This is a genomic window from Pandoraea norimbergensis (genome assembly GCF_001465545.3).
GTDB classification, from domain to species: domain Bacteria; phylum Pseudomonadota; class Gammaproteobacteria; order Burkholderiales; family Burkholderiaceae; genus Pandoraea; species Pandoraea norimbergensis.
In genome coordinates this window covers 4,177,882-4,203,362 of record NZ_CP013480.3, presented here as the reverse complement: position 1 = coordinate 4,203,362, position 25,481 = coordinate 4,177,882, and the positions used below count along the sequence as shown (strand labels likewise).

23 protein-coding genes are annotated in these 25,481 nt (G+C 62.6%); 17 read left to right on the top strand and 6 right to left on the bottom strand.

The features are described 5' to 3' along the window. The first annotated feature begins 39 nt into the window (after positions 1-39). Complete coding sequence (locus AT302_RS18400) at positions 40-645, top strand: hypothetical protein (protein ID WP_157125828.1); 606 nt, start codon at positions 40-42, stop codon at positions 643-645. A gap of 96 nt (positions 646-741) precedes the next feature. Here the strand turns inward: AT302_RS18400 and AT302_RS18395 are convergent, their stop codons facing one another. Continuing rightward, positions 742-1,944, bottom strand: a complete 1,203-nt coding sequence (locus AT302_RS18395) for an ammonium transporter (protein WP_058379688.1) — start codon at positions 1,942-1,944, stop codon at positions 742-744. Positions 1,945-2,351: 407 nt separating this feature from the next. Here AT302_RS18395 and AT302_RS18390 point away from each other — a divergent pair, with 407 nt between their 5' ends. The 8 genes from AT302_RS18390 (at position 2,352) to AT302_RS18355 (ending at position 10,426) form a co-directional block, all read left to right on the top strand. Next, positions 2,352-2,651 (top strand): antibiotic biosynthesis monooxygenase family protein, encoded by a 300-nt coding sequence (locus AT302_RS18390; protein ID WP_058379687.1) that lies wholly within the window; start codon positions 2,352-2,354, stop codon positions 2,649-2,651. A 195-nt stretch (positions 2,652-2,846) separates the two neighbouring features. Then, complete coding sequence (locus AT302_RS18385) at positions 2,847-3,581, top strand: FadR/GntR family transcriptional regulator (protein ID WP_058379686.1); 735 nt, start codon at positions 2,847-2,849, stop codon at positions 3,579-3,581. Positions 3,582-3,662: 81 nt separating this feature from the next. After that, positions 3,663-5,084: an FAD-binding oxidoreductase gene (locus tag AT302_RS18380; protein ID WP_058379685.1), complete on the top strand. Its 1,422-nt coding sequence runs from the start codon at positions 3,663-3,665 to the stop codon at positions 5,082-5,084. A gap of 134 nt (positions 5,085-5,218) precedes the next feature. After that, on the top strand, positions 5,219-6,109 hold the full coding sequence (locus AT302_RS18375; protein WP_058379684.1) for an amidohydrolase family protein: 891 nt from the start codon (positions 5,219-5,221) through the stop codon (positions 6,107-6,109). An 82-nt stretch (positions 6,110-6,191) separates the two neighbouring features. Beyond that, on the top strand, positions 6,192-7,421 hold the full coding sequence (locus AT302_RS18370; RefSeq protein WP_058379683.1) for an MFS transporter: 1,230 nt from the start codon (positions 6,192-6,194) through the stop codon (positions 7,419-7,421). Positions 7,422-7,496: 75 nt separating this feature from the next. Next, a complete protein-coding gene (locus tag AT302_RS18365) occupies positions 7,497-8,246 on the top strand; it encodes an electron transfer flavoprotein subunit beta/FixA family protein (protein WP_058379682.1) in 750 nt (249 codons plus the stop codon). Positions 8,247-8,258: 12 nt separating this feature from the next. After that, positions 8,259-9,191 (top strand): electron transfer flavoprotein subunit alpha/FixB family protein, encoded by a 933-nt coding sequence (locus AT302_RS18360; RefSeq protein ID WP_058375461.1) that lies wholly within the window; start codon positions 8,259-8,261, stop codon positions 9,189-9,191. Between the two features lie 122 nt (positions 9,192-9,313). Further along, positions 9,314-10,426 (top strand): NAD(P)/FAD-dependent oxidoreductase, encoded by a 1,113-nt coding sequence (locus tag AT302_RS18355; protein WP_058379681.1) that lies wholly within the window; start codon positions 9,314-9,316, stop codon positions 10,424-10,426. 203 nt (positions 10,427-10,629) lie between these two features. Here the strand turns inward: AT302_RS18355 and AT302_RS27705 are convergent, their stop codons facing one another. Further along, positions 10,630-11,403, bottom strand: a complete 774-nt coding sequence (locus tag AT302_RS27705) for a transposase (protein WP_141118733.1) — start codon at positions 11,401-11,403, stop codon at positions 10,630-10,632. A gap of 361 nt (positions 11,404-11,764) precedes the next feature. Here AT302_RS27705 and AT302_RS18345 point away from each other — a divergent pair, with 361 nt between their 5' ends. From AT302_RS18345 to AT302_RS18335, 3 genes are all read left to right on the top strand, one after another. Then, positions 11,765-12,568 (top strand): IclR family transcriptional regulator, encoded by an 804-nt coding sequence (locus AT302_RS18345; protein WP_058379680.1) that lies wholly within the window; start codon positions 11,765-11,767, stop codon positions 12,566-12,568. A 358-nt stretch (positions 12,569-12,926) separates the two neighbouring features. Further along, the gene (locus tag AT302_RS18340) at positions 12,927-14,009 is read left to right on the top strand and encodes a porin (protein WP_058379679.1); all 1,083 of its coding nucleotides are present in this window, start codon (positions 12,927-12,929) and stop codon (positions 14,007-14,009) included. A 36-nt stretch (positions 14,010-14,045) separates the two neighbouring features. After that, complete coding sequence (locus tag AT302_RS18335) at positions 14,046-15,407, top strand: MFS transporter (RefSeq protein WP_058379678.1); 1,362 nt, start codon at positions 14,046-14,048, stop codon at positions 15,405-15,407. 76 nt (positions 15,408-15,483) lie between these two features. On the opposite strand, the gene AT302_RS18330 is transcribed toward AT302_RS18335, so the two are convergent. The 3 genes from AT302_RS18330 to AT302_RS18320 form a co-directional block, all read right to left on the bottom strand. Then, positions 15,484-16,494: an AraC family transcriptional regulator gene (locus AT302_RS18330; RefSeq protein ID WP_058379677.1), complete on the bottom strand. Its 1,011-nt coding sequence runs from the start codon at positions 16,492-16,494 to the stop codon at positions 15,484-15,486. A gap of 120 nt (positions 16,495-16,614) precedes the next feature. Next, complete coding sequence (locus AT302_RS18325; protein ID WP_058379676.1) at positions 16,615-17,382, bottom strand: 3-hydroxyacyl-CoA dehydrogenase; 768 nt, start codon at positions 17,380-17,382, stop codon at positions 16,615-16,617. A gap of 68 nt (positions 17,383-17,450) precedes the next feature. Then, entirely contained in the window at positions 17,451-19,112 is a 1,662-nt protein-coding gene (locus AT302_RS18320) for an acyl-CoA synthetase (RefSeq protein WP_058379675.1), read from the bottom strand. Positions 19,113-19,544: 432 nt separating this feature from the next. Here AT302_RS18320 and AT302_RS18315 point away from each other — a divergent pair, with 432 nt between their 5' ends. The 3 genes from AT302_RS18315 to AT302_RS18305 all read left to right on the top strand — a co-directional run bounded on the left by AT302_RS18315 (position 19,545) and on the right by AT302_RS18305 (position 22,505). Next, a complete protein-coding gene (locus AT302_RS18315; RefSeq protein WP_058379674.1) occupies positions 19,545-20,678 on the top strand; it encodes an acyl-CoA dehydrogenase family protein in 1,134 nt (377 codons plus the stop codon). Between the two features lie 83 nt (positions 20,679-20,761). Beyond that, positions 20,762-21,883 carry an enoyl-CoA hydratase/isomerase family protein gene (locus tag AT302_RS18310; RefSeq protein WP_058379673.1) on the top strand — a complete coding sequence of 374 codons (1,122 nt, stop codon included), beginning with the start codon at positions 20,762-20,764 and terminating at the stop codon, positions 21,881-21,883. Between the two features lie 64 nt (positions 21,884-21,947). Beyond that, positions 21,948-22,505 (top strand): YggT family protein, encoded by a 558-nt coding sequence (locus AT302_RS18305; RefSeq protein WP_058379672.1) that lies wholly within the window; start codon positions 21,948-21,950, stop codon positions 22,503-22,505. Positions 22,506-22,544: 39 nt separating this feature from the next. On the opposite strand, the gene AT302_RS18300 is transcribed toward AT302_RS18305, so the two are convergent. Beyond that, positions 22,545-22,808 (bottom strand): hypothetical protein, encoded by a 264-nt coding sequence (locus AT302_RS18300; RefSeq protein WP_058379671.1) that lies wholly within the window; start codon positions 22,806-22,808, stop codon positions 22,545-22,547. 511 nt (positions 22,809-23,319) lie between these two features. Between AT302_RS18300 and AT302_RS18295 the strand changes: the two genes are divergently transcribed. Next, complete coding sequence (locus tag AT302_RS18295) at positions 23,320-24,480, top strand: MurR/RpiR family transcriptional regulator (protein WP_058379670.1); 1,161 nt, start codon at positions 23,320-23,322, stop codon at positions 24,478-24,480. After that, positions 24,477-25,457 (top strand): isoaspartyl peptidase/L-asparaginase family protein, encoded by a 981-nt coding sequence (locus AT302_RS18290; RefSeq protein ID WP_058379669.1) that lies wholly within the window; start codon positions 24,477-24,479, stop codon positions 25,455-25,457. Before AT302_RS18295 ends, AT302_RS18290 begins: the two co-directional genes overlap by 4 nt. The last annotated feature ends 24 nt before the right edge of the window (positions 25,458-25,481 follow it).

The following is a 25,481-nucleotide window of genomic DNA, read 5'->3' as shown; positions in this document are numbered from 1 at the left end:
CAGCCTCTCAATTTTCGATAAATAAAATAGGAGTGAAAATTGACAGGGAAATTCGCAATCAATCGACGTCGCGTGCGCGGCACGCTATGGATGATGGTGGCGTTCGCGGCGATTAATTGTGGTCACGCATTTGGTGAATACAAATTATCTCTGATCGATAAAAAAGAACATCGGCGCTTGCAGTTTTGCGTTCCAAGCGAGTTTGAGCCGACCGTTGGGGATGCTTTTTTTGGCATCACAGTAACCTTTCCCTCCATGCAAGCTGCGCCGGCACAGGGCGTCATTGGAAACGACAGAATTCACTTGAATTTTTTGGGACGTTTTCCCGATGGAGACGGACTAGAAGTCGCTCTAATTGAAGATCAAAACGCGAAGCCAATCGAAGGAACGCGAGCCGATGGTGTTCGCGAGTTTGTTATTAGCAATAAAAATGGAGGCGTGACGCGATACTTCGCGTTCAAGTCCCGGGATGGCCGAAATGTATTATTTGTAGATGGCGATGGCCATTTGGCGGCATTTTCTTACTATTCAACCTTCGGGGCAGGTTTTTCTATCAAAGGGTCGGTGAGTAAGGGGATTAAATTAACCTTTGTGGAAATTGACGAATTCATAAACAAGTTTGTCGGCCGAATGCTCTGCAAATAGTGCCCTTCAGACGAGCCCTGCGCAGTCCGGCTGAATCGAAGAACTCTGGAGAGATTCGATTCAGCCTTGCTTTGACGATGTGGTTCTCACCGATAGTTACCAGTTCGTCTCCCGCTCCGGCGTCGCGGTGATCTTATGGATCGACAGGTCCGCACCGTAGTATTCCTGCTCGTCGTCGAGTCGTAGCCCCACAGTGCGTTTCAACACGCCATAGACGACGTAGCCGCCGACGAAGGCGATCACCACACCCGATACCGTCCCCACGACCTGCGCGATAAAGCTCACACCACCCAGACCGCCGAGTGCAGTCTGGCCGAAGATACCGGCCGCCAGTCCGCCCCAGATGCCGCAAACGCCGTGCAGCGGCCACACGCCAAGCACGTCGTCGATACGCAGGCGGTTCTGCGTCACCGTGAACAGCCATACAAACAGCCCACCGGCGACCGCACCCACCACCAGCGCGCCCAGCGGATGCATCACGTCCGAACCCGCGCAAACCGCAACGAGACCAGCCAACGGGCCGTTATGAATAAAGCCCGGGTCGTCCTTGCCGACCCACATCGCGATCAGCGTGCCACCCACCATCGCCATCAGCGAATTCACGGCGACCAGCCCCGAGATGCCGCCCACACGCTGCGCACTCATCACGTTGAAGCCGAACCAGCCGACGATAAGAATCCACGCGCCGAGCGCCAGAAACGGAATCGATGACGGCGGGTGCGCTGCGACCTGACCCTGCCCGTTGTAGCGTCCGCGGCGTGCGCCCAGATGCAGCACGGCTGCCAGTCCGATCCAGCCGCCCACCGCGTGCACGACCACCGACCCTGCAAAGTCGTGGAACGGTGCGCCCACCGTGCGCGTCAGCCAGTCCTGAATGCCGAAATGGCCGTTCCACGCGATGCCCTCGAAGAACGGATAGATCAGACCCACGAGGAAGAACGTCGCCACCGACTGCGGATGAAACTTCGCACGCTCGGCGATCCCGCCCGACACGATGGCCGGAATTGCCGCGGCAAACGTCAGCAGGAAGAAGAACCGGATGAGCGCATATCCGTTGTGCTCGGACAGCACCGTGGCGCTCGACCAGAAGTCCACGCCGTACGCGAGCGGGTAGCCGATGAAGAAGTAAGCCAGCCCCGAGACGGCAAAGTCGGTCAGTATCTTGACCAGTGCATTGACCTGATTCTTCTTGCGAACCGTGCCGAGCTCGAGAAAGGCAAAGCCGGCGTGCATGGCAAGCACCAGGATCGCGCCGAGTAACAGGAACAGCACGTCGCCGGGTGTATTGGTATTGGGCATGAATGTGCTCTTTTGGTGCAAACAGGAAGAAGAAAGAGGATGAGCAAGACCGATGCCAGAATTTTCAGGTCACTGATTTGTATGGATGTTTTGCCAGATGGAAATGCCTGAGGGGCAAATCTCGGCACGTTCGTGGTGCGGCGATGACGATCGTGAGCGACGCCGGTGCATCGACACAGTGGATGGCGTCCTCAGCGGGGTGATCGGCAGGGCCGGCAATGCCGTCGATAAAACTCTGTAAGCGATACGCGATGGCTCGCGCGATGCGTGGCCGCAGGGCGCGGTATAGAATCGAGCGTTCTCGCAGCGGGACGTACCGTCTATCGCGTATCGTGCCGCGTGCGCTGCAACCGCGTGACCACATCAAAACATCCAGTCACACACGAGCCAACCACTGAGGAAAACCCATGATCTTTGAAATCGCCCAGATCGAAGTCAAACCCGGCACGGAAGCGGCATTCGAGCAAGGCGTCGCCAAAGCCGCGCCGCTGTTCAAGGGATCGAAAGGCTGCCACGGCATGCGCCTGCTCAAGCAGATCGAGCAGCCGACGCATTACAGCCTCGTCGTCACTTGGGAAACGCTGGAAAACCACACCGTCGATTTCCGTAACTCGGAAGCCTTCGCCCAGTGGCGTGCCCTCGTGAGCGATTGCTTCGCCGCGCCGCCGAACGTGAGCCACGTGACGGAAGCGCTGATCGGCTTCTAAGCCGGCTCAGGCAGACGGCAGAACAAAGGGCGGTGCCCGGTCAACACGACCGGCACCGCCCAAGTTTTTTCATGATGTGAGATAGCAAGGAACACGAAGGCAAAATCAAGGCAAAACCAAGGGTTAACGCGGTGTAATCCCTCAAAAGTTTTCAGATAACATGCAAACCAGAAAAGCATGAGATGACGTGAGAGGATGACAACCAAGCCCAAAACCCTGACCGAACAGGTCTCGCAGCAACTGCACGACGCGATCCGGCAGGGGATTTATCCCGTCGGCACCAAGTTGCCGACCGGCAAGCAGCTCTCCGAAACCTACGGTGTGAGTCAGGCGGTGATCCGTGAAGTCACGGAACGGTTGCGCGCACAGGGGCTGATCGACAGCCGTCAGGGCGCGGGCGTGACCGTACGCGCACGCACGCCGTCGAGCGGCTTTCAGGTGCCTGTGGGGCAAGACGCCGCCGACCTCGCGAGCGTGTATGAACTGCGCCTCGATCTCGAAAGCACGGCGGCGGCGCTGGCAGCGGTGCGTCATACCGAAGAGGACATCCGCCTGCTGGGCGAGATTCTCGGAAAACTCGAAACCAATCTCTATCACGCGGAAAACGGCGTCGAGTACGACACGGCGTTTCACGCCGCCATCGCACGCGCTACACACAACCGCTATTACGCCGACCTGTTGCAGTACCTGAATCTCCAGATCCGGCAAGTGGTGCAGGCCGCGCGCACGAACACATTGCGCCATGAAGGGCTCGCCGCACAGGTGCATCAGGAGCACGTCGCCGTGTTCAACGCCATCAAGGCGCGTGATCCGCTACTGGCACGCGCCGCATCGCTCTCGCACTTGTTGCGCGCGTCGGCGCGCCTTGGCCTGACGCTGCCCGGTCGCGACATCATCACCGGGGCCATTGCGCCCTCGGTTCTGGCGTAGGGCTGACGGCCCGCCTTGCAAGCGTCGCCCAGCATCGAATACCCCCAACTTCTCGCCCCCTAACTTCCGACGCGTGATCCCATGACAATCACTGCCTTCGCCCAACGCCTCATCGACGCTATCGGTGCCGACAGCGTGCTCACCGCTCCCGACGACATCGCCCCATGGCTGGCCGACTGGCGCGGCATGTACCGTGGCAGCGCGCAGGCCGTGGTGCGTCCGCGCTCGGCAGAGGAAGTCTCGAAAGTGCTCGCCCTGTGCCAGCAAACGGCAACGCCGGTCGTGCCGCGCGGGGGCAACACCGGTTTGTGTGGTGGCGCGACGCCCGACAGCGCGGCGCAGAACGTCGTGCTGAGCCTCGATCGCATGAACGCCGTGCGCAGCCTCGACACGATCGCCAACACGATGGTGGCCGAAGCCGGTTGCATTCTTCAGGACCTGCAACGCGTGGCGAGTGACGTCAATCGTCTGTTTCCGCTGAGTCTCGCGGCAGAAGGCTCGTGCCAGCTTGGCGGCAATCTCGCCACCAACGCCGGTGGCGTGAACGTGGTGCGCTACGGCATGACGCGCGAGCTGGTACTCGGCATCGAAGCCGTGTTGCCCAATGGCGAAATCCTGCACGGCCTGCGCACCTTGCGCAAAGACAACACCGGTTACGACCTCAAGCAATTGCTGATCGGCTCAGAAGGCACGCTCGGTATCATCACGGCCGCCGCGTTGCGGCTGTTTGCGCCGACGCCCGTGCGTCAGGTCGTGATCGCTGCCGTCACGTCGCCGCGTCAGGCGCTCGAACTCTATGAATTGCTGTTCACCGAGTGCGGCTCGCGCATGCAGGCGTTCGAATTCTTCACCGGGGAATGCGTCGACCTCGTCATGGCCCATGTGCCGGGTGTGCGTGCACCGTTCGGTGAGCGTCATCCGGGCTACGTGCTGGTGGAGCTGGCCGACACGGCCGACGAGCAGGCGCTCGCCGCGCTGCTTGAGCGAGTGATCGAGACCGCCATCGAGCGCGATCTGTGCGCCGACGCAGTGGTGTCGTCCACGCTCGGTCAGGTCGAAGAAATGTGGAAGCTGCGCGAAGAAATTTCCGAAGCGCAACGCGCCGATGGCCCGCACTTGAAGCACGACGTATCGCTGCCCATCGAGGCCATTCCCGAATTCATGGCGAGCGCCGAGGCGCGTGTGCGCCGCGTGTGCCCGCAAGTACGGCCGTTCATCTTCGGTCACTTTGGCGACGGCAACCTGCACTACAACCTCTCGCGCCCGGCGGGTGAGGCGGCCGACTTCATGGCGAAGCATGGCGAGGCGATCACCGCCGAAGTGCTCGACGAAGTGGCACGCTACGGCGGCAGCATCAGCGCCGAGCACGGCATCGGGCAACTCAAGCGCGACTACTTCGCGAAGTACAAGTCGCCGCTCGAACTGCGCCTGATGCGCGAGATCAAGGCCGTGTTCGACCCGGCCGGCATCATGAACCCGGGCAAGTTGCTCAAGGTGCAGTGAGGCTGCTGTTCACAGGCATCGGCAACGTCGGTGCCTGACGAGCTTCAACCGTGATTCACCAGTGTTTCATCCGAATTTTTCCCGGCGTGAGCCCGACGTCCAGCCTGACGCCTCGCGCCCTTTGAGGAGTCGTCATGACTGTAACTTCCGCTGCCGGGGCACCGTTGTGCCTTGGCCCGCTACCGGAGATCGATCCGCCGACGTTCGACGTGCCGTTCGGTGCCGTCGACACGCATGCCCACGTGGTCGCCGCCAGCGACGCCTATCCGATGGTGGCCGAGCGCAGCTACACGCCGCCGCCCGCGCCTGAAGACAAGTATCTGGCGATGCTCGACGCCACCGGCATGACCTACGGCGTGCTGGTGCAGATCAGTGTCTACGGCACCGACAACCGCTACATGCTCGAAACGCTGAAGCGTCACCCCGACCGCCTGCGCGGTATCGCCGTGGTGGCGCCCGAGGTGACCGATGCCGAACTCGAAGCGATGCACGCAGCCGGTGTGCGTGGTCTGCGGATCAACGTGCTGTTTGGCGGTGGCATCGGTTTCACGGCAATGGAAACGCTCGCGCATCGCATCAAGGATCTGGGCTGGCACATGCAGTTCCTGATGGATGTGAAGACCTTGCCCGAACTCATGCCGCGCATGACGAAGCTGCCCGTGCCGGGCATCGTCGATCACATGGGCCACACACCGGTGGCGCAAGGGCTCGACTCGCCGGGCTTCACGGCGTTGCGCTCGCTGGTGCGCGATCACGGCTATTGGGTGAAGTTGTCCGGGGCGTACCGGATCAGCGAGCGTTTTCCGTCGTTCGACGACGTGACGCCGTTCGCACAGACGCTGATCGACGACGCGCCGGAGCGCATGGTGTGGGGCAGCGACTGGCCGCACGTGTCGCTCACGCGCATGCCGAACACCGGCACGCTGCGCAATCTGCTGCCGCAGTGGGCGCCCGATGCCGACACGCGCCGCCGCATTCTCGTCGACAACCCGGCGCGCCTGTACGGCTTTCCGGCAAAGGGCTGAATTCAACAATAGGCCGTAGTGGCAGTAGTACCCGGGCGCATTGGGCGCCCTTGCATCACCAAGGATGAATGGGGAGACAGGGATGGATTGGTATCGTCAGATGAACAAGACCGAGCGGCGCACGTTTATCGCCGCCTTCGGCGGTTGGGCGCTCGATGCGCTCGACTTCATGGTGTTCACGTTTGTGATCACCACGTTGATTACCGTGTTCGGCATCGACAAGGGACAAGCCGGCATGCTGGCGACCGTGACGCTGTTGTTCTCGGCGATCGGCGGCTGGCTGGCCGGCGTGCTCGCCGACCGCTATGGCCGCGTGCGCATCTTGCAGGCCACGATTCTGTGGTTCTCCGTGTGCACGGTGCTGATCGGCTTCGCGCAGAATTTCGAGCAGATTTTCGTGCTGCGCGCGCTGCAAGGCTTGGGCTTCGGCGGCGAGTGGGCCGTGGGCTCGGTGCTGATGGGCGAAATCGTGCGCACCGAGTATCGCGGCCGCGCCGTCGGTACGGTGCAAAGCGGCTGGGCCATCGGCTGGGCCGTGGCGGCGCTGTGCTACACGCTGTCGTTCTCGTATCTGCCGGAAGAATATGCGTGGCGTGCGCTGTTCTGGATCGGTGTGATCCCGGCGTTGTTCGTGCTGTTTATCCGCAAGAACGTGCCCGAGCCGGAACTGTTCGAGCGCACCCGCAAGCGTGAGGCCGCCTCGGCCAACCGCACGTCGGCGTGGGCGATCTTCTCGCCGGCGCTGATCAAGACGACGCTGCTCTCGGCACTGCTGTGCACGGGCGTGCAGGGCGGTTACTACGCCGTGACGACGTGGCTGCCGACGTTCCTGAAGACCGAGCGTCACCTGTCGGTGATCGGTACGGGCGGCTATTTGTTGGTGATCATTCTGGGCTCGTTCATCGGCTACATCACCGGCGCGTACCTGACCGACAAGCTGGGCCGCCGTGCAAACCTGCTGATCTTCGCGGTACTCTCTGGGGCGAGCATTTACGCCTACACGCAATTCCAGTTGAGCAACGATCAGATGCTGATTCTGGGCTTCCCGCTGGGGTTTGCCGCCTCGGGTATTTTCAGCGGCATGGGCGCCTATCTGACGGAGTTGTTCCCGTCGGCCGTGCGTGCCAATGGGCAGGGCTTTGCGTATAACTTCGGGCGCGGCATCGGTGCGCTGTTCCCGAGTCTGGTCGGCTATCTGGCCAAGACGAGCGGTCTGGGCACGGCCATCGGCATGTTTGCCGGCGGCGCTTATTTCGTCGTGTTGGTCACGGCCTTCTTGTTGCCCGAGACGAAAGGGCGCGAGATCGAGTAAGTTCGTATTTTTAGCGGGCGGCAGGGGCTGCATGAGCAGCCTGCCGCCCGGTTTTTCTGAATCAAGGGAGTCCGCATGAAGGTTCTGGTTCCGGTCAAACGGGTAGTGGATTACAACGTAAAGGTTCGCGTGAAGAGCGACGGCAGTGGCGTCGACATTGCGAACGTGAAGATGTCGATGAATCCGTTCGACGAAATCGCGGTGGAAGAGGCGGTGCGTCTGAAGGAAGCGGGCGTGGCGACGGAAGTGATTGCGGTGTCCGCGGGTGTGGCGCAATCGCAAGAGACGCTGCGTACGGCGCTGGCGATCGGTGCGGATCGCGCGATCCTGATCGAATCGGACGAAGAACTGCAACCGCTGGCCGTGGCCAAGTTGCTCAAGGCCGTGGTCGACAAGGAGCAGCCGCAACTGGTGATCCTGGGCAAGCAGGCCATCGACGACGACTCGAACCAAACCGGCCAGATGCTCGCGGCACTCGCGAAGCTGCCGCAGGCGACGTTTGCTTCGAAGGTGACCGTGGCGGATAACCGCGCACAGGTCACGCGCGAAGTGGACGGCGGTCTGGAAACGATCTCGCTGTCGCTGCCGGCGGTCATCACGACCGACTTGCGCCTGAATGAGCCGCGTTATGTGACGCTGCCCAACATCATGAAGGCGAAGAAGAAGCCGCTCGAGACGGTCAAGCCTGCCGATCTGGGCGTGGATGTGGCGCCGCGTCTGAAGACGCTGAAGGTGGCCGAGCCGCCCAAGCGCAGCGCAGGGGTGAAGGTGGCGGACGTGGCAACGCTCGTCGACAAACTGAAGACCGAAGCCAAGGTCCTGTAAGGAGACGACGAGATGAGCATTCTGGTAATTGCCGAACACGATAATCAATCGATCAAAGCGGCGACGCTGAACACGGTCGCTGCCGCACTGCAATGCGGTGACGACGTTCACGTGCTGGTCGCTGGCAGCAATGCCAAGGCCGCTGCTGACGCTGCCGCACAAATCGCGGGTGTGAAGAAGGTGCTGCTCGCTGATGCACCTTACTTCGCCGACGGTCTGGCGGAAAACATCGCCGACGAGGTGGTGTCGATCGCAGGTAACTATTCGCACATCCTCGCAACGGCGACCGCCTACGGCAAGAACATTGCCCCGCGCGTGGCCGCACTGCTGGACGTCGCCCAAATCTCGGATATCACGAAGGTCGACAGCGCCGACACGTTCGAGCGTCCGATCTACGCGGGTAACGCGATTGCGACGGTGCAAAGCGCCGACAAGGTGAAGGTGATCACCGTGCGCTCGACGGGCTTCGACCCGGCAGCCGCTACCGGTGGCAGCGCCGCAGTGGAGACCATCGCTGCTACGCCGGACGCCGGTCTGTCGCAATTCGTGGGCCGTGAAGTGACGAAGCTGGACCGTCCGGAACTCACGAGCGCGAAGATCATCGTCTCGGGTGGCCGTGGTCTGGGCTCGGGCGAGAACTACACGAAGGTGCTGGAGCCGCTGGCCGACAAGCTGGGTGCGGCACTGGGCGCTTCGCGCGCGGCAGTGGATGCCGGTTACGTGCCGAACGACTATCAGGTCGGTCAGACGGGCAAGATCGTGGCACCGCAGTTGTATGTGGCGGTGGGCATCTCGGGCGCGATTCAGCACTTGGCCGGGATGAAGGATTCGAAGGTGATCGTGGCGATCAACAAGGATCCGGAAGCGCCGATCTTCTCGGTGGCGGATTACGGTCTGGTGGGCGATCTGTTCACCGTCGTGCCGGAACTGGTGAGCGCGCTGTAAGTAACGCTGTAACGAAATCGCGCTGCGGAGTGAGTCGAGAGACGGGTTCCGCAGCCGATTCGCATGAGGATGCGGGGCTGCCTGCGTCTTTATCCGAATCGGAAGGCAACCAAGGAAGATCAATGGACAAAGTCGATTGCGTCGTGATCGGCGCGGGCGTGGTGGGACTAGCGGTCGCACGCGCCATGGCCATGGCGGGCCGCGAGGTGGTCATCCTCGAATCCGAGCGTGCGATCGGCACCGGCACGAGCTCACGCAACAGCGAAGTCATTCACGCCGGTATCTACTATTCGCCCAACTCGCTCAAAGCCCGGCTCTGCGTGGAAGGGAAGCACAAGCTGTATGACTTCTGCGCCTCGCACGGTGTCGAGCATCGGCGCTGCGGCAAACTCATCGTGGCGACCACCGATCATCAGGTCGGCGAACTCGAAGCGATTGCCGCCAACGCGCGCGCAAGCGGCGTCGACGATCTGCAATGGCTGACCGCCAACGAAGTGGCCCAACGCGAGCCCGATTTGCACACCTTTGGTGCATTGCTCTCACCGTCAACGGGCATCATCGACAGTCATGGCCTGATGCTGGCGTTGCAGGGTGATGCTGAGAACGCCGGTGCGATGCTGGCCTTCGATGCGCGTGTCGTCGGTGGGCGAGTGGGTGGGGCTGCGAGTGCGGAAGGTATCGAGCTCACCGTGCAGACGGGCGGCGAGACCTCGACGCTACTCGCTAACACGGTGATCAACAGCGCGGGTCTGTACGCCGTTGATATCGCTCGCACGTTCGAAGGGCTGAACCCGGCGCATATCCCGCAGCGGTACTACGCGAAGGGCAGCTACTTCACCTGTGCGCAGCGCGCGCCGTTCACGCACCTGATCTATCCGGTGCCGGAACCCGGCGGCTTGGGCGTTCACCTGACGCTCGATCTCGGCGGGCAGGCGCGCTTCGGCCCGAATGTCGAGTGGGTCGACGACATCGATTACACGGTGAATCCGGCGGATGGCGATGGCTTTTACGCTGCCGTGCGTCGCTATTGGCCGGCCTTGGCCGACGGCGCATTACAGCCGGGCTATGCAGGCATTCGACCGAAGATCAGTGGGCCAGGGCAACCGGCGGCGGACTTCCGTATTGACGGTCCGGCGGTGCATGGCGTGTCAGGGCTCGTCAACCTGTTCGGCATCGAGTCACCCGGCTTGACGGCATCGCTGGCGATTGCCGACGCGGTGCACGCACTACTTTGACGCGAGATCGCGGCCAGACGGTCGCAATCTCGCGCGATCTCGCGTTTTTCTCGCACAAGGGCCCAGACAGCGCCGCTTGAGCTAACCCCGTGATGCCAGCCTGACATTCTGACTGACGGTGCCGCGAGCATTGCGCGGCATTCCTGTCGGATCGAAGTCGTTGCTTGGTGGTGATGCGTTGCTGCCGATATCGACGATATCGATCAGCGCACGGCCACCGGGGGCTTCCACGAAGCCGGGTTCGTCCAGAACACACCGCGCAGACGATCGGTATCGCCACACGGCGTGCTGCGGGCCGGCTTGCTGATCTGACCTGCACAGGCGCTGATATCGCGGCCCGATTGTTGCAGGCGTTTCAAAATCGTATCGAGCATGCCCGATTCGCGCCATTCGTTCAGCTTGCGGCGGCAAGTCGGCACGGAGGGATACTGCATGGGCAGTTTCGACCAGCTCTCTCCCGTGAACAGCACCCACAAGACAGCATTGGTCAGCGTGCGCTGCTCGACTTGAGGGCGACCACGTCGTTCCGTACGGACCGGACGGTCGCAAATCAGATCACGCAGGGCGTGCCATTCAACGTCGCTCAGTTCATTAAACATAACACCTCGACCCAAAACAAACGGAGGCGCCGCAGGGGGCGAGTCCGGACTTCGCGATCTGGCACTTACCGGTGCAATCTGGTGCGTGCTTATCGTCGAAACCTCGGCCAAGGCGGCGTCGATCCCCGATGCTGGAAATACAAGCAACAAGCATGCCAGGTCATCGGGTTCTCTCGTGAAGAACGCGGCGGGCGGGTCGGACCACACGGCGAAGGGAGCGTTTAACCAGCAAAAAAACGCCCACTTGGCAGGTGGGCGCAGCTCCTGGTGGCTATTGGGATAGGCAATCGCAAAAGCGTCAGGAGAAAAGGGATACGTGCGTTTGGCAGGTCCGGATCGTTTGTTGTTCTCGGTGCCTGCCAGAGTGTCTCGCTCCACATGCGCCAGCTTGTCAAGCTTGCAGGCGCAATGATGACAAAAAGTGAGCGTCGACGCGCTTCGGAATTACCCCCATTGCGGTGCATGGACCCGCGACGAGGCGAATCGCCCAAGAAGGGTGCCCGCCTGCGCCGTCAAAGGGCAGCGTGCTGCCAGAACGGGCGCAACCCGTCGCAACCCATGGCAAATCGGCGCAACCCGGTGTCTCGCGAGGTGGGAATCTGTCAGCTTGATGCTTGGCTCGATGCTGCCGTCGCCGGTGCTGCGATGCGTGGCCTATAATGTGCGCCTTCCCTGACTTGTCGTCTATCGGCTGCGCGAAACGCTCGCATGCCGGTCGGCGCCAGTGTGCGCAAACGGCATGAGCAACGATACCGATAACAAATACTCCGTCCCAGGCCTAGAGCGCGGCCTGCGCATCCTCATGACCTTCTCCGCGCGCGAGCCGGTGTTGGGTGGGGCCGATCTGGCACGACGACTCGATATTCCGCGCTCGACTGTCTTCCGACTGCTCCAGACACTGGAAGCCGAGGGTTTCATCGAGAAGGCAGGCGACGACCGTCACTATCGGCTCGGCGTGGCCGTGTTGCGATTGGGCTTCGAGTATCTGAACTCACTTGAGCTGACGGATCTCGGCACGCCGGTGATCGAGAAGCTGCGCGACGCGACGGGCTTCTCGAGTCACATCCTGATTCTCGATCAGCGCGATGCCGTCTTCGTCGCCAAGGCCGCCAGCCGCGAACTGGTGTTCGGCACCGTGCGTGTCGGCACGCGGTTGCCGGCGCATGCGACAGCGGTGGGGCATATTCTGCTTGGCGACTATTCACTGCCATCGCTCAAGCAGTTGTATCCCGAGCGCAAGCTCGAGGCCTACACTGCGCACACGCCGACCACGGTCGACGCGCTGTACCGCGTCGTGCAGGAAGACATCGCGCGCGGCTACAGCATGAGTCAGGCGTTCTTCGAGCAGAACATCTCGACGATTGCAGCGCCGGTGCGCAACCATCGTGGGCAGATCGCGGCGGTGATCAGCGTCACGATTCCGCAAGCGCGCGTGGAAGCCGACTTGCTGGAAAACGGCATCGTCGAAAAAGTGGTGTCAGCCGCCGACGAGCTATCGCACAAACTCAACTACCGGGGCGAGTCGCTGACGGCGGTTCGATAAGGTGGAGGCCGCTATCAGGCGGCAAGGATTGAAGTGAACAAAGGGGCCCCACGGGGCCCCTTTGTTATGCCCGCGCGCCAGCGTTCTCAGCGCGTCGGAAGCAATTTTTTCCGCACTGACGGGCGAGCGCTTAGTCATTAGCATTTGCGCAACATCAATAAACGCTGGCTTATTTTCTGCTTGTCTCACCTTATCCTCTTCGCCATAATTGTCTCACCTATTAACCATTGTTTCATAGGTAAGACAATATAACGATGTAAGCCGTGACGTCCTGCAACGTCCTTGTTGGCGGCGACGTGATCGGTGCGGGGCCGCTGGATGGCGCCGGAAGCATCAAGAAGCAGAACAGGAGTAGAAGGTGAAGAGACGCAGTATCGTCGCAGCGTGCCTGATGGCATGCGTCGGCGCGGCCCATGCCGCAGGCAATTCGTTGCAGATTTACGGGACCATCGACGACGGCCTCACTTATGTGAGCAACTCGGGCGGCGGTCGTTTGTTCAAGATGGACGCCGGTATCGGCCAACCCGACCGCTTCGGCCTGAAAGGGCGAGAGGATCTCGGTGGCGGGCTCGCTGCGGTGTTCCAGTTGGAGCAGGGCTTCAACACCAGTACCGGGGCGCTGATCAACAGCGGCGTCGAGTGGAACCGTCAGGCGTGGGTCGGACTGGCGAGCGATCGCTTCGGCACCGTCTCGATCGGCCATCAGACCGATTTCATGCAAGACGTGTCGATTCGTTACTCGAACGGCTTCTGGCAGCACAACCTGTACGCCTACCACCCGGGCAACCTCGACAATCTGGCGAATTCGTCGCAGATCGACAATGCCGTGAAGTGGAATAGCGCCAGCTATCTCGGCCTGACCGGTGGTCTGATGTACGGCTTTGCGGGCGGCAATGCGCTGGGCCGCACGATGGGCGGCTACGTGAAATACGACAACGGTCCGTTGTCCGTCGCGGCCACCTACGTGAGCATCAACAAGCGCACGTTCGACTTCTCGTCGCGTCTGGGGCTCACGTCGCTGTTCGGCCAGACAGGGCTCTCGGCGACCAACGTGTTCAAGTCGGACGCTGTGAACAACACGGGTATCGGCGCCTCGTACCGCATCTCGTCGCGCTGGAACGTGCACGCGCTCTACACCCGCAGCGAAGTGCGCGCGGTGGGAGGCTCGGGCAACATGTTTAACTACGACGTCGGCAGCGAGTATCGCGTGACCGATGCCAACGCGCTCACGCTCGGCTACTCGTACTCGTCGTTCAACCACACGCACTACAACCAGGTGGAAGCGGGCGATCTGTACTCGTTCTCGAAGCGCACGCAACTGCAAGCGCAGGTGACGTACATCGCGGCCAACGGCAACAACAAGGCAGCGTCGTACCCGATCGGTGCGTCGAGCAACCACGATCAGGTGCTCGTGCGCCTGGGCATGTATCACAGCTTCTGATTGCGGCCCCCCGCGAGAATCAAAACGAGAATCAACATGTCAGTCTCACCGTCCCCCTCATCCGCGCAGCGCCCGTCGCGCGTGCGCTACTGGATGCTCTTTCTGGTGTTCGTCGGCACCGTGATCAACTATGTCGACCGCGCCAACCTGTCGGTGGCCGCGCCGATGCTCAAACAGGAGTTCGGTCTGGGCCCGGTCGAACTGGGCTTCATCTTCTCCGCGTACGCGTGGACGTATGTCATCGCCAACATTCCGGGCGGCTGGGTCATCGACCGGTTCGGCACACGTGCCATTTACGGTGTGGCCATTCTGAGCTGGTCGGTCCTCACGTTCATGCAGGGCTTCGCGACGCGTTTCGTCACGCTGTTCGGCATGCGGCTTGGCGTGGGTATTGCCGAGGCGCCGACGTTCCCGGTCAACAACCGCGTGGTCTCGATCTGGTTTGCCCAGCGTGAGCGGGGCGTGGCGACCAGCGTCTATCTCGTGGGCCAGTACATCGGCATGGCGGCACTCACGCCGTTGCTGTTCTGGATTGCGCACACGTGGGGCTGGCGTGAGATTTTCTACGCGACCGGCTTGCTCGGCATTGTCTGGGCCGGTGTCTGGTATCTCGGATATCGCGATCCGGACAAGTGCTCGTGGGTCAATGCGGCGGAGTTGGAGCACATCCGCAGTGGCGGTGCGCTCGTCGAGGTGAAGTCTGCGGATCACGCCGCCGCGCAGAAATTCCCTTGGAGGAAGTTGTTCGCGCTGTTCCGTAACCGGCAGATCATCGCCATTTGCGTGGGCAAGTTCGCGTCGCTCTCGTCGCTGTACTTCTTCCTGACGTGGTTCCCGACTTACTTGATCACCGAGCGCAAGATGACGGTGCTCAAGGCGGGCGGCATGACGTCGGTGCCGTTTGTCGCCGCATCGATTGGTGTGGTGTGCGGCGGGCTGCTGTCCGACTGGCTTCTGCGACGTGGCGTGGCCGTGGGCACGGCGCGCAAGACACCGATCGTGACCGGCCTGATGCTCGTGCCGACGATGTCGTTGTGCGTGCTGACCGATGCCAACTGGCTCGTCATCGCCATCATGTCGTTCGCGTTCTTCGCGCAGGGTGTTGCGTCGGCGTCGTGGTCGTTGGTGGCTGATATCGCCCCGAAGGGCATGGTCGGGATCACCGGCGGCGCGGTCAACTTTGCGGGCAATCTGTCGGGCATCGTGACGCCGATTGCGATCGGCTTCATCGTGAAAGCCACCGGTTCGTTCGGCTGGGCGTTGGGGCTGATCAGCCTTTTCGCCATTGCAGGTGTGTTCTGCTACCTGCTGTTGCTCGGTGAGGTAAAGCGTATCGAGCTGGACGACGATGACGACGGCGCGGAGCAGCGTGTTGACGTGAAGGCCAAGGCGGCCTGAGTCGGCGTCTTATTCTCAGGTGGTGCAAAGAAAGGCGGTACGAAAGGCAGAAACCCTGCCGGTCGTACCGCTTTTTTCATGCCTCGACGGCTTGTCGCCGATAGTCACCGGGGCGTACGCCGGTCCACTTGCGGAACGCGCGAAAGAACGCGCTCGGATCGGCAAAGCCCAGTGACAGGGCGATATCCAGCATGGGCTTGGACGTGTTGCACAGCGCGTGGATGGCAAGGTCGCGTCGCAGTTGATCCTTGATCGACTGATACGACTGTCCTTCGTCTTCGAGCCGCCGTCGCAGCGTGGACGCCGTCGTGTGAAACTCGCCCGCGAGCGCTTCGAACGCCGGCCAGCTGTCGGTCGGCATGGTCTTCAATCGTCGCCGAACCCGCGCGACCATCCCCTTCGTGTTCTTGTATTTGAGGATGATGTTGCCCGGTGCGGCGCGCAGGAAGTCCTTGACGGTGACTTCGTCCTGCACCACGGGAAGATCAAGACATGCCGCGTCGAACTCGATGCCGGTGTGTTCGGCATTGAAGACCAGTCGCGGCGAATACATGGTGCGGTATTCGTCGCTATAGACCGGCTCGTCAAAGGCGAAGTACGCGGTACTCAGTGACACGCGGCGGGCGATAAGCCAGCACGTGAGCGCGTAAAAGAGGATCAGCAACGTTTCATGCCCGAAGACGCGCGGTGCCTGCGCATCCTCGCGTTCATGCACCTCAAGCCGGGCAAGCGAGCCGTCGCGCACGAGATGCATTTCGAGATCGTCGAGTAGCAAGCCGAAGAAGCGTGCGGCCCGCAATAGCGCTTGTTCCAGCGTGCGGCAAGCGATCACGCTGTGGCACAGCATCGCAAAACTGCCGACCTTCATGCGGCGCGAATCCTGCCCGAAAAATTCGTCGTCCAGTGCAATGCTGATGAGTCGCCAGAGTCTGGCGTAACGGTCGGCCGGCACACGGGCCTGCGGATGCGCGAGCAGCGCGGGGGCGATTTCCGCGGCGCGCAACAACGCGTACGAATCGCCGCCGAGACGCTCGACGTGAGCGAGCGCGTTGATGACGAAGTGAATCGAGATGCTGCCTTTTTCCATGCGTGGCGAACCGGGATGTCGGAGCAGGGGGACGCAGGGATTCTAGCAGTGCGGCCCCCGCCATCGCTTCGACTGCCGTCCGAAAATCGGATCGGCGGTTTCCTAATTCGCCAGCGGAACTTACTTCGGTGCCATGCGCAATGCGCCGTCAAGGCGAATGACTTCACCGTTGAGCATGGTGTTCTCCACGATATGGCGCACCAGACCGGCGTATTCGGACGGGCGGCCCAGACGCGGCGGGAAGGGTACCGATGCGCCGAGCGCCGCTTGCACCTCCGGCGTCATGCCGGCCATCATCGGTGTCTCGAAGATGCCCGGAGCTACCGTCACGACTCGCACGCCCACGCGCGCCAGTTCGCGGGCGGCCGGCAACGTCAGCGCGGCCACGCCGCCCTTGGATGCGGCATAGGCGGCTTGCCCGATCTGCCCGTCGAACGCTGCCACTGAGGCGGTATTGACGATCACGCCGCGCTCGCCTTCGGCGTCAGCGGTGCCTTCGGCCATGGCCGACGCCGCGATACGCAACACGTTGAAGGTGCCGATCAGATTGACGTTGACGATGCGCGCAAAGCTGTCGAGACGATGCGGTCCCTGCTTGCCGAGAATGCGCTCACCGATGACGAGCCCCGCGCAGTTGACGACGCCGTTCAGGCGGCCGAAGGCGGTCGTTGCCGTATCGACCAGACGTTGCACATCGTCTTCACGCGTGATGTCGGTGACGACGAAGCGTGCCGCGTCACCCAGTGCTTCAGCCTGCTTGGCGCCGGCCTCGGCGTTGATGTCGCCGAGCACGACTTTCGCGCCGGCATCGACAAACATGCGCGCGGTGGCGGCCCCCAGACCGGACGACGCGCCGGTGACGATGAATACGTGATCCTTGATCTGCATTGACTGCGCTTCCTGTAAAAAATGGATGTCGAGCTTCAGGTTCGAGATTCAGGTTCGAGCCTCAGATATCAGGCAGCGTTTGCTGCCGCCTGCTGCGCCTTGGCGATTTCCTGATTACGCAGGATGAAGCGCTGCAACTTGCCGCTCGGTGTCTTGGGCAACTCGCTGACGAATTCGACTTCACGCGGATAGGCGTGCGTGGAAAGCCGATGCCGCACGTGCTCCTGCAATTCGCAGGCGAGCGCTTCGCTCGGGGCGTACTGCGGATGCAATACGACGAACGCCTTGACCAGTTCCGTGCGCTTCGGATCGGGCTTGCCGACCACCGCCGTTTCGACCACGGCCGGGTGTTCGATGAGCGCGCTCTCCACATCGAACGGCCCGATGCGGTAACCGGCGGAGGTAATCACGTCGTCGTTGCGGCCGACAAAGCTGATGCTGCCGTCGTCGTTGCGCTCGACCGTGTCGCCGGAAAGGTAGTAATCGCCGACGAACGACGGCGTTTCGCGCTCCCAGTAGCCGCCGAACCACATGAGCGGCGATTGCTTGCGATCGAGGGCCAGCACGCCGGGTTGCCCGACCGGGCATTCGCGGCCGTCGTCGTCGAGCACGACGACACGATGCCCCGGCGAGGCGAAACCGGCGGCGCCCGCCTGCACCGGGTGGTTGAGAGCGTGGTGGTTGCACACGACCATGCCCAGTTCGGTCTGGCCGTAGTGATCGTGAATTGTCACGCCGAGGTGCTCGGCAAACCAGCGAATGACCTCTGGGTTGAGCGGTTCGCCCGCGCTGGACACGGCACGCAACTGCCCTTTGACGGGCGCGGCGGCCTTGTCGCCACCGGCAATCAGCAGACGGAACGCCGTGGGCGACCCGGCAAGGTTGGTGATGCCGAGTTTGCGGATGACCCGGTAAGTGCTTTCGACGTTGAAGGGACCGTCGTAGAACGTGGTCGGGATACCCATGGCCAGCGGCCCTGTCACGGCGTAGTAGAGGCCGTAGGCCCAGCCCGGATCGGCGATATTCCAGAACGTGTCGGTCGGACGCAGGTCGACGGCGTCGCGCATGTAGCCCACGAAGGCCACGATCGCGCGCAGCGGCACCATGACGGGTTTGGCGGCGCCGGTCGTGCCCGAGGTGAACATCATCAGGAACGGATCGTCGCCGCGCCGCATCACGGGCGCAAACGTCTCGGCATGTTGCTCGACTTCATGCCAGAAGCTGAAATCGCCACGTCGCACGCCTTCGCCGCGCGGCCCGCTCACCGTGGCCACGGGCGGGCAGTTCTCGATTTCATCGAGCTTGGTGCGATTAGCGGCGTCGGTCACCACGAGCTTGCTTTGCGCGCCTTGGAGGCGGTGCTCAATCGCTTTCGGACCGAACGCGGTGAACAGCGGCTGATAGACCGCGCCCGCACGCCACGTGCCAAGAATCGTCACCAGCAATTCGGGCGTACGTGGCAGCAGACCGCTCACGCGGTCGCCGGGCTGTACGCCTTGTTCGCGCAGAAAGTTGGCGAAGCGCGCCGAGAGCGTCTGAAGCTGACGGAAGGTCCACGTCTGGCTCGTGCCGTCGCGTCCCTCCCAGAACAACGCGATGCGCCCGGGCAGGGCATGCCGGTCACAAGATTCGATGCAGGCATTCATCGCATCGAGATTGCCGTCGAGCGTGGCCTTTACGGTCGCGTCGAGATCGAATGCCGCGTAGGCATTGGCGTAATCCGCAGTCATGGCTTGTCTCCTGTAGTCGGATGCTGGCCGGTAACAACGCGCCTATGATGAAGGCGCCGGTGCCAGCAAGACGGGCCCGGCGGACTACGGCGTGTCGTATCGGCCTCCCCGGGCACCGTCTTGATGAGGCGCGGTGTTCGCGGGGCGATGGCGAAATTCATCGTAATGCGTGCCGTCGGCGGCAGGCAATGTCCAAACGGGTCAGATTGGGTGAGGGATTTATCCACTGGATGCCGGCGCCGGCCAGCCTCGATCTGGCCCGGCGGGCAAGGCGTAGGGGTTTATCCGAGGCCGAGGCCAGACGTTTCCGATGGCAATTCCGCTCAGCCAATTTGCCGCTTTTGGCTATGGTGTCGCGCCGCCTGCATCCCTAAACTTAGTCCATCGACATCGAAAAAGCGCCAGTGGCCATCACGGTGCGGGAGACAGAGCATGGATTTCTATACCGAAGACCAACGCATGATTCGCGACATGGCGCGCAGCTTCTCGAGCGAGCAGCTCGCGCCGCATGCTGCCCAGTGGGATCGTGACTGCGCACTGCCCGACGCCATGGTGGCGCAGATGGGCGAGCTGGGCCTGCTCGGCATGATGGTGCCCGAGGAGTTTGGCGGCTCGTACACCGACTACACGGCCTATGCGCTGGCGATGGAGGAGATCGCCGTCGGGTGCGCATCGACCGCCACGATGATGTCTGTCCACAACTCGGTCGGTTGTGCGCCGATTCTGAAGTTCGGCAACGAGGCGCAGCGGCAGCGCTGGCTGCCGGATCTGGCCGCCGGGCGAAAGATCGGTGCCTTCTGTCTGACGGAGCCTCAGGCCGGGTCGGAAGCCAACAACTTGCGCACGCGCGCCGAACGTCGCGACGGGAAGTGGGTCATCAACGGCAACAAGCAGTTTGTGACGAATGGGAAACGGGCGGCCATGGCGATCGTCTTCGCTGTCACCGACCCGGCGGCCGGCAAGCGCGGCATCTCGGCTTTCATCGTGCCGACGAATACCCCCGGTTTCGAAGTGGGACCGCCCGAGCACAAGCTCGGTATCCGAGCCTCCGACACTTGCCCGATCACCTTGGTGGATTGTGCCGTCGACGATGACGCGCTACTCGGCGAACCGGGGCAGGGGCTGAAGATTGCGCTGTCCAATCTGGAGGGCGGGCGTATCGGTATCGCGGCGCTGGCGCTGGGTGTGGCGCGGGCGGCATTCGAAGCGGCGTTGCGCTATTCGGGAGAGCGTCAGCAATTCGGCAAACCGATCCGGGAGCACCAGAGCATTGCCAACATGCTCGCGGACATGGCCACGCGTATCAACGCTGCTCGGTTCCTGATCCTTCACGCGGCGGCGCTTCGTACGCAAGGGTTGCCTTGTCTGTCGGAGGCGTCGCAGGCCAAGCTCTTTGCCTCTGAATTGGCGGAATCGGTGTGTACGCATGCCATTCAAATTCATGGCGGGTACGGCTACCTTCAGGACTATCCGGTCGAGCGCCACTATCGCGACGCACGCATCACTCAAATTTACGAGGGCACGAGCGAGATCCAGCGTCAGGTGATCGCCCGCAATCTGGACTGAGAACGTATGGGCTTACGTGCGTAGGTGCGACAGGCGCGCACGACCACCCGGCACGACAACCCCGCGCACCGCGAGGAGGGCACGTGAATCTGCATGACGGCGCCGTTGAGGCGCAAGACGAAGTGTTGTTCGAAGTGATCAATGGGTTCGGTGTCATCACGCTGAACCGGCCGCGCGCGCTCAATGCCATCACGCACGGCATGGTGCGTTCAATGTGGCAGCAGTTGACGGCGTGGGCCGACGATCCGGCCGTGCGGGCGGTATTGATCGAGGGGGCCGGTGAGAAGGCGTTCTGCGCGGGCGGCGACGTGCGCGCTTTGTACGACAGCCGTCTGACCAACGCCACGCACCACCGCGACTTCTTCATCGACGAATATCGGCTCGACTACCTGATTCACCGCTACCCGAAACCCTATCTCGCGCTGCTCGACGGCATCGTGATGGGCGGGGGCATGGGGGTCGCGCAAGGCGCGGGCCTGCGTATCGTGACCGACAAGACCCGGCTCGCGATGCCGGAAACGGGCATCGGCCTGTTCCCGGACGTTGGGGCGAGTTGGTTTCTCGGTCACCTTGCACCGACGCTCGCCCGTTACCTCGGGTTGGTCGGCCCGACGATTGGGGCAGCCGACGCGCTTTACTGCGGGCTGGCCGATGTCTGGCTCGAAGGCGATGCGCCGTTGCACCTGCGCGAGACGCTCTGGCAACTCGACTGGTCGAAGGGCGACACGGCCGATCCGCTGGGCCAACTGCGTGCGGCCATTCTTCCTCTAGGTCGTACGTGGACCGATGCCGCACCGCTGATCCCGGTGCGCGCCTCGCTCGACCGGCATTTCAGCGCAATCGACGTGCCGGCAATCCTCGCCTCGTTGCAGGCCGATACCGCAACGCCGTGGGCCGCCGAGACGCTCGCCCTGTTGCTGCAACGCTCGCCGCTGAGCCTGTGTGTGACCGACCGGCAGTTGCAGAAGGGCCGACGGCTCGATCTGGCCGACGCGTTTCGCATGGAACTGGTGCTCGGCTACCACGCGTTCGAATCGGGGGATTTCGTGGAAGGTGTGCGGGCCCTCTTGATCGACAAGGACAAACAGCCGCGCTGGCGTTACGCGTCGATTGCCGACGTGCCGGTGGCGCAGGTCGACGCGTTTTTTACGTCGCCTTGGGCTGACGGCGCACATCCGCTGGCAGGGTTGGGCAAAGACGAGTGAACTCGGGCGAACGCATGCGACAATGCCGGTTTTGCGGGGCACCGCTCAATCCGTTGGAGTCCAGATGCTCGTCGAAATCGCCCGTCTGCTGCTAGATCTCGTTTTCTCGCTGTTCGGCGCCTTGCTGTTGCTTCGCGTGTGGATGCAAGCCACACGACTGCCTCCGGGCAACCCCCTGTCTCAGGGCATTTTCCAGTTCACGAACTGGCTCGTATTGCCGTTGCGGCGAGTCGTGCCCGGCGTGGGCGGGATCGACTGGGCGTGCGTGATCGGCGCCTGGTTGAGCGCAATCGTCTACCTGGTGCTGATCACTGCCGTGGTGGGGGTGTCGCCGCTCGCGGTGTTCCCGCGAGGCTTGCTGGTGGCGCTGGTGCTGGTCGCTAAGTGGGGCGCCAATCTGGTGATGTGGATGACGCTGTTGATGGCCGTGCTGTCGTGGGTGAATCCGCGCGCCGTGGCCATGCCCATCCTGCAACACCTGCTTGATCCGTTGCTGCGCCCGCTGCGTCGTGTCATCCCGCAACTCGGCGGCTTCGATCTGTCGCCGCTGGCGCTGTTCCTGCTGATGCAGATTCTGCTGATCGTGCTCGCACGCCTGAGTCTGTTCTTCGCAACGCTCTGATCTGGAACGACCGGCGTAACTGCCGGTTCGACGACTCGATCAACTGACCTTCATCTCGCGCCGCGCAGCCATGCGCGGCGCTTCAGAACGCTCGCCGGCCGAGGGCTCGATCCCCAGGCGACGCAACACCCGATGACCGTCTTCGGTCACCGTCACTTTTGTCTGTCCCTCATCGACGGCCACGTGCACCAGGCGGGCTTGCTCCAACGCCGCGAGTTCGGGCGGTTCGAGCGCATCGGCATCGATGGGTCCAAGGGATGCGGCCGCCAGTATCAACGTGGCGATTTCATGCGGGCTCAGCATGGTCGTACTCCTTGAGGCGATGGCTTCACGTCAGCGTACGGGGCAGATGTAAGCCCACGGCTACGCCATGATTACTGCGTGTTACGACGTTACGACTCGCCTCCGACCAAGCCTCCCCAGGCGGTCATGCGACTGTCCTGTGAATCTGCTGCCTGATGTTCGATACGGGCTCCCGGTGGTACGGCGAGTTCGTGAATTCGGGTTTCCCCTAGTATGCCCGCATTTTACGTAGCTTGACGAGCTTCCCCCTTGTTTTGACAGGGTTTGCGGGACATCGCCCGGGTTTTGACGAGCGATGTCACCCCATTTGATCAATTTTTTTTCTTTTGACTAGGGCGTGATGAAAATATACTTTCTTCCACTTCGTGAAGGTCACCGATAGTCGACGAAAAAACTAACGGTATGACTGGCGCCCTGACCGATTCGTTGCAGGGATTCGCGATCAATTTCTTTCACGTACTTTTGCTTACACCGGTGACGACGCCGGTGCCACGGACGACCCGCTTTTCCCATGATTGACGCCGACTCGTTGCCTGCCGATCTGCCGCTTACCGAGCGCATCGTGCGTGCCATGCCCGAACTGACGCCCGCGCAGCAGCGCATGGCGGCGTTTGTGCTGGACAACACGTTCCGGGCGGCGACCATGCGCATCGACGAATTCGCGGCCGCAGTTGGCGTCTCGCTCGCCACCGTGAACCGGTTTGCCCGCGCGCTGGGTTTCGACGGCTACCCGCAATGCCGCGCCGCGATGGTGCGCGGATTCGAAGCGACGCTGGCCCCCATCGAAAGCCTGCGCACAAGCAAGGCGCAAATGAGCGCCAGCGCCGATGTCATGGCCGCGTCGCTTGCGCAGGCCATGGAAAACCTCGACTGGACTCGCCGCACGCTCGACGCGAGCACGTGCGAGCGCGCTGTCGAAACGATTTTGCAGGCGCGTCGCATTCATGTGCTGGGGCTGGGTGCCAGCGGTTATCTGGCGGGTTTGCTGCACCACGGCCTCGACCCGTATTGCGAGAACGTGCAGGCCGTCGTGGGGGCGGGCGGCTCGACGCACGCGGCGCGCCAACTCTTCAAGCTGCGCGAAGGCGATCTGGTGATTGCGCTCGGCTTCCCGCGCTATGTGACCGACACGATCACGTTGTGCCGCCGGTTGCGCGGGCGCGGCGTACCGTTGCTGGTGCTGACCGACAGCCCGACCTCGCCGTTGGCGCCACTCGGCGACATCGTCATCTTCGTGCGAAGCAAACCCCGGTTGTCGAGCAACTCGGAAGCGAGCGTGCTCGCCATGATCGACGCGTTGTGCGACGCCGTCGCGCAGCGCGCCAAGCACGCGGTGGACCGTGCGACCGAGCTGACCGACTTCCTGTTGCCGTGGCTCGACTCGGCATCGGTGGCCTCGGCCGCCGCGTCGGCGAATGCCCCCGTCAACGTACCGGCTAATACCCCGATTGTCGGTTCAGTCGCCTCAGTCGGCTCGGTGGTGGGGCGCGTCGCCACGCCGCAGGGCGCGACTGTCGCAACGATTGCGTCCATCGCCGCCAACGCCACCGCCCCGCATACGAACGCCGCTGCATCTGCCGCTACGGCTGCGACGGTCACGAACCCGACCTCATCGACCGCGCTGCCCAAGACGACGCAGGGCGGTCAGGAAAGAAAGGACAAGGCATCATGAGCACCCCACAACGCGCCGTCATCGCCATTCATGGCGGGGCGGGCACGATCAGCCGCGACACGTCGCCCGAAGAACTCAAGGCTTACCACGAGGCGCTGGCCGACGTGCTGCGCGCCGGGCAGGCCGTGCTGGCCGCCGGTGGCTCGGCCCTCGATGCCGTCACCGAAGCCGTGCGCCGTCTGGAAGATTGCCCGCGTTTCAACGCCGGGCGCGGCGCCGTGTTCACGCACGAAGGCACGCACGAACTCGACGCCGCGATCATGGACGGCACGACGCTCGACGCTGGTGCCATCGCTTGCGTGCATCGCGTGCGCAACCCGATTCTTGCCGCCCGCTCGGTGTTGGAGCACAGCCCGCACGTGCTGTTGGTGGGCGAAGGTGCCGAAGCCTTTGTTGAGGCCCACGGCGCCGAGATGGTCGGGCCGGAATACTTCCATACCGATGCGCGCTACGCCCAATGGCAGCGCGCACTGGCCGACGCCGCCGTGGCGCTCGATCACGACATGCCGCTCAAGCGTGACGGCGCATCGGGCGAACCGATTGAGCCCATCGACCCGGACACGAAGTTCGGCACCGTCGGTGCTGTTGCCTGCGATATCCACGGTCACGTGGCCGCGGCCACGTCGACAGGCGGCATGACGAATAAGGCCGTGGGCCGTGTGGGCGATTCGCCGCTCATCGGTGCCGGTTGCTATGCCAACGACGCCACGGCCGCCGTGTCGGCCACCGGTACGGGCGAGGCCTTCATTCGCGCGGTGGCCTGCTATGAAGTGGGCGCGTTGATGGCGTACGCGGGCCTGTCGCTGACCGATGCAGCCGATCGTGTCGTCAACGAGCGTCTGCCGCGCGTGCAGGGCCGAGGCGGTCTGATCGCCGTCGATGCTCAGGGCAACGTGGCGCTGCCGTTCAATACCGAAGGGATGTATCGCGGTGTTGCACGCGTGGGCGAGACGCCCGTGACGGCGATCCACGAGTAACCCCGGATTCACCATCAGTACCGC

Excerpts from the sequence above, each read along its gene's own strand:
- AT302_RS18355 (WP_058379681.1), top strand. The coding sequence starts at position 9,314 with ATGGACAAAGTCGATTGCGTCGTGATCGGCGCGGGCGTGGTGGGACTA.
- AT302_RS18335 (WP_058379678.1), top strand. The coding sequence starts at position 14,046 with ATGTCAGTCTCACCGTCCCCCTCATCCGCGCAGCGCCCGTCGCGCGTG.
- AT302_RS18365 (WP_058379682.1), top strand. The coding sequence starts at position 7,497 with ATGAAGGTTCTGGTTCCGGTCAAACGGGTAGTGGATTACAACGTAAAG.
- AT302_RS18345 (WP_058379680.1), top strand. The coding sequence starts at position 11,765 with ATGAGCAACGATACCGATAACAAATACTCCGTCCCAGGCCTAGAGCGC.
- AT302_RS18320 (WP_058379675.1), bottom strand. The coding sequence starts at position 19,112 with ATGACTGCGGATTACGCCAATGCCTACGCGGCATTCGATCTCGACGCG.
- AT302_RS18375 (WP_058379684.1), top strand. The coding sequence starts at position 5,219 with ATGACTGTAACTTCCGCTGCCGGGGCACCGTTGTGCCTTGGCCCGCTA.
- AT302_RS18315 (WP_058379674.1), top strand. The coding sequence starts at position 19,545 with ATGGATTTCTATACCGAAGACCAACGCATGATTCGCGACATGGCGCGC.
- AT302_RS18385 (WP_058379686.1), top strand. The coding sequence starts at position 2,847 with ATGACAACCAAGCCCAAAACCCTGACCGAACAGGTCTCGCAGCAACTG.
- AT302_RS18390 (WP_058379687.1), top strand. The coding sequence starts at position 2,352 with ATGATCTTTGAAATCGCCCAGATCGAAGTCAAACCCGGCACGGAAGCG.
- AT302_RS18380 (WP_058379685.1), top strand. The coding sequence starts at position 3,663 with ATGACAATCACTGCCTTCGCCCAACGCCTCATCGACGCTATCGGTGCC.
- AT302_RS18360 (WP_058375461.1), top strand. The coding sequence starts at position 8,259 with ATGAGCATTCTGGTAATTGCCGAACACGATAATCAATCGATCAAAGCG.
- AT302_RS18300 (WP_058379671.1), bottom strand. The coding sequence starts at position 22,808 with ATGCTGAGCCCGCATGAAATCGCCACGTTGATACTGGCGGCCGCATCC.
- AT302_RS18370 (WP_058379683.1), top strand. The coding sequence starts at position 6,192 with ATGGATTGGTATCGTCAGATGAACAAGACCGAGCGGCGCACGTTTATC.
- AT302_RS18395 (WP_058379688.1), bottom strand. The coding sequence starts at position 1,944 with ATGCCCAATACCAATACACCCGGCGACGTGCTGTTCCTGTTACTCGGC.
- AT302_RS18325 (WP_058379676.1), bottom strand. The coding sequence starts at position 17,382 with ATGCAGATCAAGGATCACGTATTCATCGTCACCGGCGCGTCGTCCGGT.
- AT302_RS18290 (WP_058379669.1), top strand. The coding sequence starts at position 24,477 with ATGAGCACCCCACAACGCGCCGTCATCGCCATTCATGGCGGGGCGGGC.
- AT302_RS18330 (WP_058379677.1), bottom strand. The coding sequence starts at position 16,494 with ATGGAAAAAGGCAGCATCTCGATTCACTTCGTCATCAACGCGCTCGCT.
- AT302_RS18305 (WP_058379672.1), top strand. The coding sequence starts at position 21,948 with ATGCTCGTCGAAATCGCCCGTCTGCTGCTAGATCTCGTTTTCTCGCTG.
- AT302_RS18295 (WP_058379670.1), top strand. The coding sequence starts at position 23,320 with ATGATTGACGCCGACTCGTTGCCTGCCGATCTGCCGCTTACCGAGCGC.